Consider the following 15,434-nt stretch of genomic DNA (forward strand, 5'->3'; position numbering starts at 1 on the left):
ATAATAAAAGAAAAATGGAATATAGATTTTTAGGTAAATCAGGACTACAGGTTCCTGTTCTAAGTTTTGGAACTGCCACTTTTGGCGGTGAAGGTGATTTCTTTAAAGCTTGGGGAAGCACACAGGCGGATGAAGCAAAAAAGCTGATCAATATCTGTCTGGATGCGGGAGTCAATTTATTTGATACTGCAGACATTTATTCTGATGGAAAATCCGAAGAAGTTTTAGGAAAAGCTATTGAAGGAATTTCACGTGATAAACTAATTCTATCCACAAAAGCTACCTTTACTTTTGGTGAAAATCCTTTGAATCAAGGTTCTTCCAGAACACATATTTTAAAACAGATCGAAGGAAGCTTAAAACGTTTAGGAACAGATTATATCGACATTTATCATATGCATGGATTCGACGGAAATACGCCTGTTGAAGAAACACTGAAAGTTTTAGACGATTTAGTAACCAGCGGAAAAGTACGTTATATTGCGGCTTCCAATTTTTCAGGATGGCATTTAATGAAATCTGTCGGCGTTTCAGAGAAATACGGCTGGAGTAAATATATCGCTCATCAGGTTTATTATTCTTTGGCAAACCGCGAATATGAGTGGGAATTAATGCCTTTAGGATTAGATCAAAATGTAGGAGCTATTGTCTGGTCTCCCCTTTCATCAGGACGTTTGAGCGGAAAATACGGACGAAACAAGCCAATTCCGCAGGAAAGCCGAATTGCACAGGGAGGAAGTCCGGTTCCCGAAGCTGTAGTTCAGGAAGAAATTTTTTATAACACGATCGATGCATTGGAAGAAGTTGCTGCCGAAGTTGGAAAAAACGTTGCTCAGGTTGCTCTGAATTGGTTATTGCAGCGTCCTACAGTTTCCAGCATCATTATTGGAGCCCGAAATGAGGAACAGTTAAAACAAAATCTTGAAGCTGTAGGCTGGAATCTTACTCGTGAACAGGTCGAAAAATTGGATAAAGCAAGTGAAGTTCCTCCGATTTATCCATATTGGCATCAATGGCAGAATAAAAGTCTGAATCCTACTCCGGATTTTTATAGTCACTTAAAGTAAATTTTAAAACAAAAACAATGAAAATTCGTCATATTTATTGATCAATCGCCTGAAATTATTTTATTTGGGGCAGCTTTATCCGCCTTCCGCTCCCAATCTTTTGTTCGTCGTTCCTCCTCACAAAAGGATTTCCGCTCAAGTCGGGCTGCGTGATTCAGCGTATAATTTCGGTTATAAATCTGACGGATTTTCAATTAACAAAATCATAAAATGAGTACAGAAAAATTAGGATTCATAGGTCTTGGAAACATGGGACATCCGATGGCAAAAAATTTAGAAAAAGCAGGATTTTCTCTTTCTGTTTATAATAGAACTGTTGAGAAAACTGAAGATTTTAAAGAAAAATCAACTGTTTATCAAAATATTTCAGATTTGGTGAAAAATTCGGATATTATTTTCACGATGCTTACCAATGATAATGCGGTAAAAGCTGTTTATCAGGAAATTTTGACTCAAAATATCTCCAGAAAATTATTCATTGACATGAGTACGATTTCTCCTGAAGCTACGAAAGAGATTTCAAGTGCCGTCAAAGTAAAAGAAGCCGGATTTATTGATGCTCCGGTTGCAGGAAGTACAAAACCTGCCGCAGAAGGAACCTTGATTATCATGATTGGAGGTGAAGAAAAAGACTTTCAGCGAGCCGAACCTTATCTGCAAAAATTAGGAAAAAACAGTAAGCATTTAGGAGAAAACGGAAAAGGAATTGCTGCGAAACTGTCGGTTAATTATTTTATTTCAACGATTTATCAAGGTTTGGCGGAAACTATTCTGCTTTCAGATAAACTGGGAATTGAAAGAAAAGATATGCTTGACATTATCAACGAAAGTGCAAGCGGAAGTGGCGCTACAAAAGTGAAAACACCTTTATTGACTGAAGATCAATATGATCCGGCTTTTGCTTTAGATTTAATGTTGAAAGATATTTTACTCGCAAAAAATGCTGGTGCAGATTTTCCTTTATCAAAAACATTAATTGAAACTTATCAAGCCGCTCATGATGCAGGCTTCGGAAAAGATGATGTGATCGGAATTATTAATTATCTTAAAAAGTAAATGAAATGTAAAATTGTCAAGCTTTAATTGAATACAAATTAATGGTTCTGCGATTTTACATTTTTACAAAATACATTCATTATGAAAGATTTTAAAACTGCTTTTTTCTTTTTGAGGCTTCCTGTCGCGATCTCTCTTTTAGGGCATGGATTAGTACGGATTCCCAAACTTACATCTTTTAGCGAATGGATGGTCACTTCAATGGAAAAATCTGCAATTCCTTCGGCTTTAATTGTTCCATTTAGTTATATTTTACCTTTCGCAGAAGCAATTATAGGAGCTTTGTTATTAATCAATTTTAAAACAAAATATACTTTGTATACAGGTCTTGTTTTGATGAGTATTTTAATTTTTGGAAGCTGCTCTATTGAAAATTGGTCGGCAATTGAATCACAGTTACTGCACTCAATTTATCTCTTCGGATTGTTTTTATTTTACGAAAAATTTAAACCGAATAACAGTAATTCATAAATAATATTCGTTTTATCCACCTTTATATTAGATCCTTTAAATACAAAAGTAATCAAAGTAAAAAATGGAGATATAGGACTTAATTTTTATGATTCGAAAAATAGTATTTTTGATGAAATATTTATCTCATGTTTGATGTTCTCATTTCCCATATTCAGAAGAAAGTAGATCTTACTGAGGAACAAAAAATTGAGTTACAATCTTTTTTTACGGTTAAAAAACTTCGTAAAAAGCAATATTTGCTGCAGGAAGGCGAGATTTGTAAATGTCTTTCTTTTGTAAGTAAAGGCTTGCTGAAATCTTATTTTGTAGATGAAAAAGGCAGTGAGCATATTAATATGTTTGCTTTTGAAGGTTGGTGGATCTCAGATTTCAACAGTTTTATTAATCAGGAAAAAGCGGTTGTAAATATTGAAGCAGTCGAAGGAACGGAATTACTGATGATTGATCATGAAGATTATGAAAAGTTAATGCTGAAAATTCCTGTAATGGATCGTTATTTCAGGATTTTATATCAAAATAGCCTGATAACCAAAGATTATAGATTAATTGTTTCAAACGGCCATACTGCAGAAGAAAAATACCTTCAGTTTGCCCAAAATAATCCCGAAATGATTAAAAGAATTCCACATAATCTGATTGCTTCCTACCTTGGATTGGCTCCGGAAACGGTTAGTCGAATTCGTAAAAAGATCTTATTAAAAGGTTGAATTTTAAATTTTCAGTTGACTGAGATCAATCGAAACTCATGATCTAGATCAAGTGTTTTCGATATTTACCGTGATAATTTTGTAGAAGAAATTTTACAAAATGGAAAACAGTAAAAATATTGCATTAGTAGTCGGTGCAACCGGAATTACGGGAAGTAATCTTGCTCAGGAACTTATCTCACAAGGTTTTATAACTTATGGTTTATCAAGAAATCCCAACAATACAATTGAAAATTTAATTTCAATACAGGCAGATTTGCTTGATGTTGAGAATCTTGAAAAAGCTTTAGAAAACATTTCTCCTACTCACATTTATTTTACAACATGGATGCGGAATGATACTGAAGAGGAAAATATTCGTATCAACAGTGCGTTGGTAAGAAATCTTTTGGATGTTTTGTCTCCAAAAAAATCTGTAAAACATGTAGCATTAGTGACAGGTTTGAAACATTATTTAGGACCATTTGAAGCTTATGCAAAAGAAGGAAAATTACCTGAAACTCCTGTAAGAGAAGAACATCCGAGACTTCCTCTTCCCAATTTTTATTATGCTCAGGAAGATGAAGTTTATAAAGCTTCGGAAAGAGACGGCTTCACCTGGAGCATTCACAGACCGCATACTGTGGTTGGTTATGCTATTGGAAATCTGATGAATATAGCCTCAACACTGGCTGTTTATGCAAGTATCTGCAAAGAAACGGGACGAAAATTTATCTGGCCGGGATCTTTCGAACAATGGAATGGAATTTCTGATGTTACAGATGCCAGAATATTGGCAAAACAGTTAGTTTGGGCATCAACGACAGAATCTGCTAGAAACACAGCTTTTAATATTACAAACGGAGATGTTTTTCGTTGGAAATGGCTTTGGAAAGGACTTGCAGATTGGTTTGAAATCGAAGCTGTTGATTTTGAAAATGAAATCAGACCACTTGAAAAAGAAATGGAAAATGATCAGGAAATATGGAAGGAAATCGCACAAAAATATAGCCTGAAAGAAGAAAATTTAAACAGATTATCTTCTGCGTGGCATACGGATCTAGATTTGGGAAGACCACTTGAAGTAATGTGTGATATGACCAACAGCCGAAATTTAGGTTTTAATGAATATCAAAATACAGAAAGATCATTCATTGATGTTTTTGAAAGATTAAAGGCAGAAAAGATGATTCCATAAGTTTAAAATCCATAAAGAGTTGTTTCAAAAATAGCTCTTTTTTTCTTACTTAAAATGTCGTTACTTTGTAAAACAGACCAATTGGTATTTTATGAAAAAATCTGAAGCAACCCGTCTCAATATTCTTCAAAAAGCATTTGAACTGATCTACAGCAAAGGTTATCAGACGACCAGTGTTGATGAGATTATTGCGACCACTAAAGTGACAAAAGGTGCTTTCTATTATCATTTCAAAACGAAAGATGAAATGGGTTTGGCGATCATCAATGAACTCATGATTCCTAACTTTAAAAATACTTTTATTGAGCCTTTTCAAAGCGTTGTAAATCCGATTGATACAATTTACAACTTAATGTATTATTTATTGATCGAAAATGAGAATCTGAAGGTTGAATACGGTTGTCCAGCTTCGAATTTTACTCAGGAAATGGCTCCATGGAATATTGATTTTACCAAAGCTTTAAACGAACTTTCCCTGCAATGGGAAAATGCTATGATCGACGCCATCGAAAAAGGAAAAGAAAATGGAACAATAAAATCTAATGTTAACTCAAAAGAAGTAGCTGTTTTTGTATTATCAGGTTATTGGGGAGTAAGAAATTTAGGAAAATTAGAAAATTCCAAAGGAGTTTATCTTGTTTATCTAAAAGGACTTAAATCTTATTTTGATACTCTGAGATAATTTTTTTCACTAAAAACATACTAATTAGTATGTTTTTGTTATACCTTTGTCATGTTGTTAAAAATTTAATGATGTATCAGACGCTTACATTTCTGCATTCTACTTTTCGATGGCTGGTTTTACTGAGTTTACTGTACTCGATTTTCAGAGCTTACAAAGGATATTTTTCGAATAAAGAGTTTTCAAATACAGATAATTCTGTGAGACATTGGACGGCTACGATTGCTCATATTCAATTGGTTTTGGGAATTACATTGTACTCTCAAAGCCCGATCTTCAAATATTTTTGGACTCTTTTCAATGAAGCGAAAGAATCTTTTGATCTTCTGTTTTTCGGATTGATTCATATTTTTCTGATGCTTTTTTCAATTATTTTAATTACCATCGGATCTTCAATTTCCAAAAGAAAAACAATTGATAAAGAGAAGTTTAAAACGATGCTGATTTACTTTGCCATTGCTTTGCTTATTATTTTTATTGCCATTCCGTGGCCATTCTCTCCTCTCGCTAACAGACCTTATTTCAGATAATTATGATTGATTTATTTAAAACTAAAATCGGACGCCTGAGAATTATTGCTATTCTTGAAGGTATTTCATTATTAACCTTAGTATTCATAGCCGTTCCATTGAAGTACGGATTTGATAATCCTGCTTTTGTAAAAATGATGGGACCGATTCACGGTTCGCTATTTTTATTGTTTTTATTCAATACTTTGAGTGTTGGTGTCGAACAAAACTGGAAGTTTAAAGAAACAACCTGGAAAGTGCTTTTGGCGTGTATTATTCCGTTTGGAACATTTTATATTGATAAGAAAATATTAAGCAAACTATGAAGAATATCCTGATTTTCTGCGGAGTACTTCTTTTGATTTATGTCGTATACCGCGTTTACAAATATCAAACTTTGGACGATGGTTTAGACAAATTAATTAAAAATGGGGCCATCATTCTCGACGTAAGAACAGAAAAAGAATACGAAACCGGTCATATTGCCGGATCTCAGAACATTTCTTTAGGAACGATCAGAGAAAGATATATTGAGCTTGATCCAAATAAAACTTATATAACTGTTTGTTCGCACGGCTTGAGAAGCGTAAAAGTTGAGAATATTTTAAAGGAAAAAGGCTTTAAGAATGTTCATAACGGTGGAGCATGGAGCGATTTGCAGAAAAATTTTAATCTAAAAATCTCAGAAAACAAATAAGCCGTGAGAAAATTCTACACGGCTTATTTTATAAAAATCTAACTAAGTTTTAAGGTAAATTGTCAATTTTGCTTCGCAGGTGATGAATTTTATGAAGGATGCTGTTTGAAAGAATTAACAAGCGAAGCAAATTGACTTTTATTTTAAATATTTTTGTTTTAAAACTGCAATTTCTCTTGGTCCAATCCCCATTTCAACCTGAAAGAAATTTTCTACGGTTCCATATTTTTTGTCGATGGCGGCAAAGAAATTTCTTATCAATTCAGGTCTTAATTCCATTTGCTGTTTGATTTCTTCTTCAGTCATTCCAGACATTTTGGAAAGTCCTGAATACATTCCTTTCATCGTCGGATTTTTGGCTAAATAAAAGTTAGAAGCGACATAATCATTTTCAATTATCTCTTGCGGAACACCCAGAATCTTCAAAAATAAAGCTGAAGCCATTCCTGTTCTGTCACGACCTCCCGTACAATGAAAAAGTAATGCTTCATCGGGTTTTAATGTTAATAATTGAACAAATAAAGTTCTGTATCTTTCTCCAAAATAAGGCAATCCGCCTTCTCCATACATATCAAACAAAAAGTTTTTGTCTTTCAAAAATTTCACCATATCCTGAGCAGTCGGAAGATTGTTACTCCCAGCCGGACAAAGAATATAACTTGTGTTTTCTGGAAGTCTGTCCTGTGCTTTTTTTGCTTCTTCAACACCTCTGAAATCCACAACGGTTACGATTTTTTTGTCTTTAAAAGTTTTTAAATCTTTATCCGTAAGTTTATCAATTGCATCACTTCTGAAAACTTTTCCTAACGTAACTTCTTTTCCGTCAGTAGTTTTATAACCTCCTGTATCTCTGAAATTATATGCTCCTTCCATTTTTACCACTCTGCGAAGACTGTCATTAATTTGTGCATTTGTTGTCGCTCCGAAAGCAACAATTGCCAATGTTAATACTATTTTTTTCATGTATAAAATTTAAAATATTTGCCAACGAACTCCCAGTTGTCCTCTGCTTCCGTACCATTCGTTTGATGTTATTCTTTTCTTATTGTCACCCATGTAAAGCCTTAAATTTTCGTTACTTAAGTTGTTTAATTCAATAAATAACTTTACTTTTTTACTGATATCATAGCTTGCCGAAAAGTCGATTGTGAAATTTTTATCAGACCAGATATAATAATTCGGACCTAAATTCTGATTGATAGTTTCAACGGATTTTCCTCTGTAATTTCCTGCAAGACGGATCATTATCTTATTGCTTTCGTAATATAAAATTGCATTGAAAAGGTTTTTCGATTGATTCGGAAGCGTAGTTTTATCAAAATATTGAACTCCGTTTGTTGTTCTCGGAACATCAACACTAGAATCAATGTATGTATAATTAAATTCAACTCCGAAACCGCTCCAGAAATTTGGTAAAAAATCCAGACGTTTGTTGATTCCGACTTCAAATCCTAGCAAATTAGAATCCTGAAGATTTTTTGATTGTGTTACCATATAATCGGTTCCGTTAAGATTCATAATAGAAGTGTCCGAAAAAACGATATCTGAAATCTTTTTATAAAATACACCTCCTGAAAGAATTCCAATATTGTTAAAGTAATATTCGCCCATCAAATCAAAATTATGACTGAAAGTCGGCTTCAGATCCGGATTTCCTCTTGTAATTTTATTTGGGCTTGAAGTATTGTCAATGCTCGATCCGGGAGACATATCACCGAAATTCGGTCTGATAAATGATCTTGTATAAGCAAATCTTACACTCGCTTTTGGCGAAAAATTATAGCGTAAATGAAGCATCGGGAGAAAGGCGTTATAATTACTTTCCACAATAGATTCACTAATTACTGTTGTTGCCGGAGTTCCTTGTTTAGTTGCTTTTGCTCCGTTTAGAGTAAGTCTGGTTGTTTCATTTCTAAAACCTCCGACGATTTTAAATTTATCACTTGCTTTAATTTCTGCCATTGCATACGCTGCAAAAACATTCTCTGAACCGGTGTAAACACTTGTCGCATTAGTTTCTGTATTCGAATAATCTTTAAAGCCGTTTTGCTGTAAAAATTCAGGAGAATACATCTGAAAAAGCTGATCTTTCGTCGGCGGATTCATGATATATTGACTGTAATCTCCATTCATTCCATTAAGAAAAGTCGTTCCTTTTGGCGGTTCGTTTGTTGTTAATTGTGACAAACTCAACAAAGCCGGAGAATTTGGAATTCCTAAAGAAGCATTCGGAAGAAAAACAGCAGTATATCCATAAGTACTGTTTCTGTCTTTTTCACGGTATTTTGCTCCAATTTTCAACGTAATATTCGAATTAATATCGTATTTAACATTAAATCTTACAATTTTATCTCTTTCATTATTATCAAGTTTTGAAATAACCAATTGAGAAAGCAATAATTTATCTGCGCTCATCACTTCATTTGGATTGGCTGTATCGGAACTGTAGTCGTGATATTCTCCTCCAATTCCGTTTGGTGAATCAAAGCCCCAATAACGTTTTCCATCGTTTGAAAGATTAGTAAATCCTCCTGTAATTTTTTGCCTGAAAGTAGCGATCGGAAGTCCTTTAATATCATTTGTTGAAGGTGTATCAAGGAAATATTTCGCCTGATAATCACTTAACATCCAATCGATATTTAATTTTGAAGAAAGACTGTGTTCACCGCCTAATTCCATTCCGTATAATTCCGTTTGATAGTGAGAATATCTGAAATTGTACTGATAACGACTGTTTGTATAATCTACATAAGATTCATAAACCGGACGAATATCATCAAACTTATTGAACATTCCACGGAAATATATTTTATTATTTGGATTAAATTTATACTCCAGTCCTCCATTTAGACCAATCGTTCGTCGCGTTCCCATGTATCGTTTCATCATCACTGTACTGATGGATTTTCTTTGCGTTTCGTTGGTTGATGCTGTGTTGTAAGTCACATCAAAAGAATCTGCTCCCCATTGTCTGTCCCAAATTGCTCCCGACAATATCACGCCCAATTTATTTTTGAAAAAACGATCTCCATAAACGATTGAACCGTTGTACGTTGCATTTTGTGAAAAAGTATTATAACCTCCTGCTCCACTTACACTTAACGTTTTCTTTGCCGGAGCTGTTCTTGTAATAAAATTGATGCTTCCCCCAATCGCGTCACCGTCCATATCGGGAGTTACTGCTTTTGAAACCTGTACAAACTGAATCAGTTCCGAAGGAATTACGTCTAAAACAAAAGATCTGTTCCCTAAAACATTCGCACTCGGAAGCCTATTTCCGTTGAATAATGCAGAAGTCCACGCAAAAGGAGTTCCACGAACAGTTGCCTGATCTGCTTCACCGTGATACCTTGCAACGGCAACACCCTGAACTCTTTGTACTGCTTCCGCAGCATTTCTGTCAGGAAGTTTTCCAATCGCATCGGCTGCAATCACTTCCATAATGGCATTGTTATTTTTCTTGATTTCGTAAGCTTTTGCCTGAGTTAAAGCATTCGGTCTTGAAATCACAACCTGCTCAATATCTTTTACTTTATCCTTGCTTTTCTTTTCTTCGGGAGCAATTGTGATATAGCCGATATCGTTTGTTCCTTCTTTTATCGTGATCGGAAAAATTTTCGTTTCATAACCGATATATTCAACTTTAATATTGATTTCACCCAGTTTTGGAGAAAGAATATTAAAATCTCCGTCTAATGACGAAACTGCTTTCGCATCGGCATCTACAATTGAGATATTTGCTCCGGGAAGCGCTCCGTTTGTTTTGCCGACCACAGTTCCTTTGATTGTCTGTGCATGAATGGTTCCAAAAGATGCCATCAGGAAAAATGCAGAAATCTGTATGATCCGAGATTTTTGTTTTGAAAAACCAATAGAATTATTCATAGGAATTTTTTTGTGGCAAAATTGGATGAATCAAAATCTACTTTCGTCCAGAAGAAAAAACCATATTCGCAAACGTATCACTCGTTGGATTGACACTTTTAAATATTTGATTTTTAGATAATTAAACCAATTAAACTATTTGTTATTTATTTGTGAACACAATATTAATCCTCAAATAAAATTTTTAATAGATAAATAATAGACTTCTGAATGATAAAATGGAGATTTTGTATTTATTTTGTGAAAACCTAAGGAAGAATGCAATATATAGTTATCATTGGGGCTTTTCAGGCATTGGTAGCACTTTGGCTTTTACAGTTCAGAGAAAAAAAATCACCCTCAAATTATCTTTTTATCTGTCTGCTTTCTGCAATTGCTGTTCATCTGATCATTAAATTTGTCATCTTTAATTTTATCCCTGATGAAAGTATCAGACAACAGATGAATACCTTCATTGGTGCTTCTTATGGACCTTTGATCTATTTATATACTTTAAGCAAAACCAAAAAAGATTTTTATGTAGCTAAAAAATGGTACACTTTTATTCCGCTTTTTGTATTAATGATCGGTTATTTGACGGTTTCCTGTGTGTTTTTTGTATTGAATCATGTGGATCAAAAACTACTTGATTTGTATAATGATATTAGTTTGTATGTGCTTTTTATTATTAATTTATATTATCCGATAAAAAGCCTTTTCATTATTAATAAAAGTCAATTTAAGCATCTCGAAAAGATTGAATATGATGTGATTGCAAGAATTTCTTACTGTATTCTTTTCATGGAAGTTCTCGTTATTGCTTCTCAGACGTTACTTTATATTTATCCTGAAAAATATCATTTGATTAATATTTCTACAAGAACAGTTGCCTATTTTTTATTACTGATTATCTGTCTTTTAATTGTAAGAAAGAGTCTTAAAACTGAAATAATTTCTCTTAAGGAAATCGATCTTCAAAATGATTTTAAGATTGCTGTTAATCAAAATTTTAATGAAGAAAAATTATCGTTAAATACTGTTGATTACGAAATAAAATTCAGTGAACTTTGGCAGAAAATGGATCAGTCTGTAAAGCAAAAACAATTGTTCAGAGATTGTGATTTAAATCTGGATCAATTAGCTTTAAAAACTGAAATTAATAAATATCAAATCAGTGAAATGTTGAACGGTTACAAACACAAGCCTTTTTACCGCTACATCAACGAATACAGGATCGAATATTTCAGGAATATGGTGGAAAAAGCTATTGAAAAAAACGAAAATATTAATTTTTTATCGTTTGCTTATGAAGCCGGTTTTAAATCTAAATCATCCTTTAACCGTTATTTTAAAGAGATAATCGGCAAAACTCCTTCCGAATATTACAAAACTTTAATTAATGAAAACAAATCGCAGAGTTTAGAAATCAGCGCTTAAAATTTTTAATTAAAAATCAATTTTCATCATAATATTTTAATCGTGGTCGGATTTTTGAATTGTAATTTAAAACCAATCATTAAAAATATAATATTATGTCAACAGAAAATCTGACGCATTTAGAAGCGATCAAAAAAATCAAGGAATTATCAGAAAACGCAAAAATCTGTATGTTTTGTACGGAATTAGAAACTTTACCAATCAATTCTCGACCAATGGGTCTGCAGGAAACTGATGATGAGGGAAATCTTTGGTTCATCAGCAGTAACGACAGTAACAAAAATTTTGAAATAAAAGACGATCGACGTGTACAGTTATTTTTCATGAATAATGGTGATTATCAGTATCTTTCCGTATTCGGAGAAGCCTCTATTTATAAAGATAAAGCAACGATTGAAGAAAAATGGTCATCAATGGCGAATGCATGGTTTGAGGAAGGAAAAGATGATCCGAAAGTTTCAATTATCCGTGTAGAACCGAAAGAAACGTATTATTGGGATACAAAAGCCGGAAAACTGGTGAGTTTATTCACTTTTGTTGCGTCTGCAATTACAGGAAAAACGACGGATAATTCTGATGGTGTCGAAGGAAATGCGACTGTTTAGATAATCAAAAACAATCAATCTAAAATAAAAAAGGCAGTGAAAATTTTTCACTGCCTTTTCAACTACAAGATTAAAAATATATAAAAAACTATTCCACTTCAAAAATTGCCTGAATTTCCACCGAAGAATTGACAGGAATTGAAGACGCTCCCAATGTTGCTCTTGCATGTTTTCCTTTCTCTCCAAATACTTCTACAATCAGATCTGAAGCCGTATTCATCAAAACTGCATGATTGGTATAATCGTCTTTTGTATTGAAAATTCCGGTCAGTTGAACGCATTGTTTTACTTTACTTAAATCTCCTCCGACAGCTTCATTTAATACAGACAGAACGTTCAGCATGGTAACTTTTGTCGCTTCTTTTACCTGTTGTTCATTCACTTCAACACCCAATTTCCCGGGATTGAAAATTTTTCCATCTTTTGAGGCAACCTGATTAATAAAAATCAGATTTCCGGTGCGGACGAAAGGTTTATAATTTCCTGCAGGTTTGGGAACTTGTGGCAAAATGATATTCTTTTCTTTTAAAATTTGATTGAAATCAGTTGATTTTTCATTAAAAGCTACCTCTTTTCTATTGAATGTTCCTTTTAATGCAAACGCTATTTTTGCGAAATTTTTTCCCTGAAGCTGAGCTAAAATTCTTTCATCTTTTGTCGGTCTTTCAACGTCTTTTAAAGAAGCCATTGTTGTCGTTCCCAAAACCGTATTTCCCTGCGGAATTGATTTGTCAATTTTTTCATTTCCTCGAATTCCGTTGGAAACCAAAACCATTCCGTGAACAGCGAGACTGTTCCAGAAAGCCTGTAATGCCAATTCTTTTCCTGCTCCGCTTCCTGCTGACATAAAAACTGTTGCAGGCATTCCTTCTAATGAATGATTGGTCCAGAGATTTACCGTTTTAGAAAGAAATTCGCTCATTCCCGTACTGATATTTCCAAAATAAACAGGCGAACCAAAAGCAATCCCATCATAAGCCGGAAGTTCATCCACAGTTGCGACCGGAATGTTTTTAAGCTTTTGATTTTGAGATTCTTTAACCTGTTTTATAATTGCTGTTGCATTGTTGTCACTTTCAATTCCTTTGGCGATTTCTTTTGCCAGTTCGTAAGTTCCTCCATTGTCTGAATGAATAAGAACCAATACTTTAGCTTTATTTTGTGCCATAATATTTGTGAGATTTACGATTAAAATAAAAAGAGAAAATATTTTTTTCATTGATAAATTTTACAATACAAAATTAATCATGACGTTTTTATTAAATTTGCCAAAAAGTCTATGCAAAACGACATAATAAAATGTGGTTTAACGGAGCAAACAGATAGCCAATTTGTAGATTCAATTGAAAAAGAAGCTTATGTTTGGTATGAAAAAAACTGGAAACATGATGATTATGAACATTCTCATCACCGTTCACAACTTACTTTTGTAGAAGAAGGTTATCAGTATTTTCATATTGACCAGAAGATTTATTTGGTTCCTCAAAATCATATCATTTGGATACCATCGGGAAAATTGCATAAAATTACTTCGGAAGCTCAGACCGTAAATCTGATGGTTTTTCTTTTTAAATCTGTTTTCAAAGATGATTTTTATCGGGATTTACAGGTTTTTGCAGTTTCTGCCGTTTTAAAAGAGATGCTTTTATATGCTTCAAAATGGTCTCAATCTGTGACTGAAGACGAAGAACAAGATATATTTTTCAAAGCAATTTTGAAAAGCCTTCCCAATTTTTGTAAAGAAAGTAATTTTTTGGAAATTCCTGTTCCTAAAGATGAAAGACTGATTCCTGTCTGTCATTATATCAATGTAAATTTTAAGTATAATTTAGACATTGATTCATTGGCTGAAAAAGGAAAAATGTCAGTCAGAAGTTTGCAGAGAATCTTTAAGAATGAAACAGGAATTACCCTTCAAAAATACCATCAATTGATAAGAATTTTAAAAAGTATCGAGCTGATCGATACGAAACAATATACTTTAAGTCAGATAGCTTATTTAGTTGGCTATCAAAGTTTATCTGCTTTTACAAGTTCTTATTTTTCAATAATGAAATCAAAACCGAAAATTAATAAAAAATAAATTTTTAGATATTAAAAAATCATATTTCAAATTTTGTCAATACTCCGTTTTTATAACAGTAAAATTCGTAAATCGGTTTTTTATTGATGGTAAAAACCTTTTCCAAATGAATTTTATCGTATTGATCTTTTAAAGTTTCGTATTTTTCCTTCAAATGATCGGGCAATTCATTCGGATGGATTTTTCTTTCGACTTCAAAACCATCATCAAATGCAAACTCAATAATGAGATCTGTATTTCTCCAAGATATTTTTGATACAGATTCGCTGTTTTCATGGGTTGCAGAAAAAGAAATTTTATCCTGTTGAATTACTTTTTGTGAAGTTCCAACCAAAAGTATAATTCCTGAAACTACCATTGCTCCATATCCTATCTTTTTAAACAAAAATTCACTCAGATAAGGAAGAATATATTTTACAGTGTAAGATGAAACGATTGTTGCTACAGCGATTGTCAATCCAAGCCATAGAGCTGTTTGCGAATACAATCCGATTGAAATATAGATAATTAATTTTATTAAATGTAAGAAAATTTCGTTGGCTGCTCTTGTTGCTACAATTTCTTCTTTTTTTAAGCCAAATTTTAAATAAAAACGATTGAATAATAATCCGATCGCTCCTGTAATTCCTGAAACAAAACCTGCACAAAATCCGATGATTATTAATAGAAAGTTAGGATATAGTTTTTGATTTTCCGTCTCATTATTTTTTGATTTAAATAATTCCGGAAGATTTAGAATTAAGAAAAAAGCTACAATTAATTGCAGATAATTTGGATTTACATATTTAATCAACCAGGCTCCCAACAAAACTGCAGGAATTGAAAACGGAACAAACCAAAAGAAAATTTTCCATCTGATATGTTTTTTGAAGACAGCAATTCTTGAAGCCGAACTCGTAAAAGTTCCGATAGTTAAAGAAAACGGAACGACTGAAGTGGGAATTAACAAATTTAAAATGGGGATTAAAATCAAACTTGCACCACCGCCGCAAATGGCGCTGATCCAGAAAGCCGCAATCGTCCCGATAAAAAGTAAAATGATATTGAAAATCATAAATTCTCCTTTTGTGCTCTTA

General features: G+C 33.2%; 16 protein-coding genes. 12 read left to right on the forward strand and 4 right to left on the reverse strand.

Annotated elements, in window-relative coordinates; translation table 11 throughout:
* Nucleotides 1-14: 14 nt before the first annotated feature.
* From ABD940_RS05420 to ABD940_RS05460, 9 genes are all read left to right on the forward strand, one after another.
* Entirely contained in the window at nucleotides 15-1,067 is a 1,053-nt protein-coding gene (locus tag ABD940_RS05420) for an aldo/keto reductase (RefSeq protein ID WP_345200826.1), read from the forward strand.
* A 210-nt stretch (nucleotides 1,068-1,277) separates the two neighbouring features.
* Nucleotides 1,278-2,123, forward strand: a complete 846-nt coding sequence (locus ABD940_RS05425; protein WP_345200827.1) for an NAD(P)-dependent oxidoreductase — start codon at nucleotides 1,278-1,280, stop codon at nucleotides 2,121-2,123.
* 81 nt (nucleotides 2,124-2,204) lie between these two features.
* Nucleotides 2,205-2,594 carry a MauE/DoxX family redox-associated membrane protein gene (locus ABD940_RS05430; RefSeq protein ID WP_345200828.1) on the forward strand — a complete coding sequence of 130 codons (390 nt, stop codon included), beginning with the start codon at nucleotides 2,205-2,207 and terminating at the stop codon, nucleotides 2,592-2,594.
* Nucleotides 2,595-2,722: 128 nt separating this feature from the next.
* On the forward strand, nucleotides 2,723-3,304 hold the full coding sequence (locus ABD940_RS05435) for a Crp/Fnr family transcriptional regulator (RefSeq protein WP_345200829.1): 582 nt from the start codon (nucleotides 2,723-2,725) through the stop codon (nucleotides 3,302-3,304).
* Nucleotides 3,305-3,404: 100 nt separating this feature from the next.
* On the forward strand, nucleotides 3,405-4,481 hold the full coding sequence (locus tag ABD940_RS05440; RefSeq protein ID WP_345200830.1) for an SDR family oxidoreductase: 1,077 nt from the start codon (nucleotides 3,405-3,407) through the stop codon (nucleotides 4,479-4,481).
* Between the two features lie 91 nt (nucleotides 4,482-4,572).
* Nucleotides 4,573-5,163, forward strand: a complete 591-nt coding sequence (locus ABD940_RS05445) for a TetR/AcrR family transcriptional regulator (RefSeq protein ID WP_345200832.1) — start codon at nucleotides 4,573-4,575, stop codon at nucleotides 5,161-5,163.
* Between the two features lie 29 nt (nucleotides 5,164-5,192).
* Nucleotides 5,193-5,693 (forward strand): hypothetical protein, encoded by a 501-nt coding sequence (locus ABD940_RS05450; RefSeq protein ID WP_345200833.1) that lies wholly within the window; start codon nucleotides 5,193-5,195, stop codon nucleotides 5,691-5,693.
* Nucleotides 5,694-5,695: 2 nt separating this feature from the next.
* A complete protein-coding gene (locus ABD940_RS05455; RefSeq protein WP_191735159.1) occupies nucleotides 5,696-5,998 on the forward strand; it encodes a DUF3817 domain-containing protein in 303 nt (100 codons plus the stop codon).
* Nucleotides 5,995-6,369, forward strand: a complete 375-nt coding sequence (locus ABD940_RS05460; protein WP_345200835.1) for a rhodanese-like domain-containing protein — start codon at nucleotides 5,995-5,997, stop codon at nucleotides 6,367-6,369. Before ABD940_RS05455 ends, ABD940_RS05460 begins: the two co-directional genes overlap by 4 nt.
* A 138-nt stretch (nucleotides 6,370-6,507) precedes the next feature.
* Here the strand turns inward: ABD940_RS05460 and ABD940_RS05465 are convergent, their stop codons facing one another.
* Entirely contained in the window at nucleotides 6,508-7,332 is an 825-nt protein-coding gene (locus ABD940_RS05465) for a tyrosine-protein phosphatase (RefSeq protein ID WP_345200836.1), read from the reverse strand.
* 9 nt (nucleotides 7,333-7,341) lie between these two features.
* Nucleotides 7,342-10,254: a TonB-dependent receptor gene (locus ABD940_RS05470; RefSeq protein ID WP_345200838.1), complete on the reverse strand. Its 2,913-nt coding sequence runs from the start codon at nucleotides 10,252-10,254 to the stop codon at nucleotides 7,342-7,344.
* Between the two features lie 258 nt (nucleotides 10,255-10,512).
* On the opposite strand from ABD940_RS05470, the gene ABD940_RS05475 reads away from it, so the two are divergent.
* Together ABD940_RS05475 and ABD940_RS05480 are read left to right on the forward strand one after the other, a co-directional pair.
* Nucleotides 10,513-11,670: a helix-turn-helix domain-containing protein gene (locus tag ABD940_RS05475; protein ID WP_345200839.1), complete on the forward strand. Its 1,158-nt coding sequence runs from the start codon at nucleotides 10,513-10,515 to the stop codon at nucleotides 11,668-11,670.
* 95 nt (nucleotides 11,671-11,765) lie between these two features.
* Complete coding sequence (locus ABD940_RS05480) at nucleotides 11,766-12,275, forward strand: pyridoxamine 5'-phosphate oxidase family protein (RefSeq protein WP_345200841.1); 510 nt, start codon at nucleotides 11,766-11,768, stop codon at nucleotides 12,273-12,275.
* An 88-nt stretch (nucleotides 12,276-12,363) separates the two neighbouring features.
* On the opposite strand, the gene ABD940_RS05485 is transcribed toward ABD940_RS05480, so the two are convergent.
* Nucleotides 12,364-13,494: an Atu1372/SO_1960 family protein gene (locus ABD940_RS05485; protein WP_345200842.1), complete on the reverse strand. Its 1,131-nt coding sequence runs from the start codon at nucleotides 13,492-13,494 to the stop codon at nucleotides 12,364-12,366.
* 60 nt (nucleotides 13,495-13,554) lie between these two features.
* Here ABD940_RS05485 and ABD940_RS05490 point away from each other — a divergent pair, with 60 nt between their 5' ends.
* Nucleotides 13,555-14,358 carry an AraC family transcriptional regulator gene (locus ABD940_RS05490; protein ID WP_345200844.1) on the forward strand — a complete coding sequence of 268 codons (804 nt, stop codon included), beginning with the start codon at nucleotides 13,555-13,557 and terminating at the stop codon, nucleotides 14,356-14,358.
* A gap of 19 nt (nucleotides 14,359-14,377) precedes the next feature.
* Here ABD940_RS05490 and ABD940_RS05495 read toward each other — a convergent pair whose 3' ends face one another.
* Nucleotides 14,378-15,412, reverse strand: coding sequence for a sulfite exporter TauE/SafE family protein (locus tag ABD940_RS05495; protein WP_345200845.1), 1,035 nt, complete (start codon nucleotides 15,410-15,412; stop codon nucleotides 14,378-14,380).
* Nucleotides 15,413-15,434: the final 22 nt, after the last annotated feature.

The sequence above is a fragment of the Chryseobacterium ginsengisoli genome (assembly GCF_039542325.1).
Classification (GTDB): Bacteria; Bacteroidota; Bacteroidia; order Flavobacteriales; family Weeksellaceae; genus Chryseobacterium; species Chryseobacterium ginsengisoli.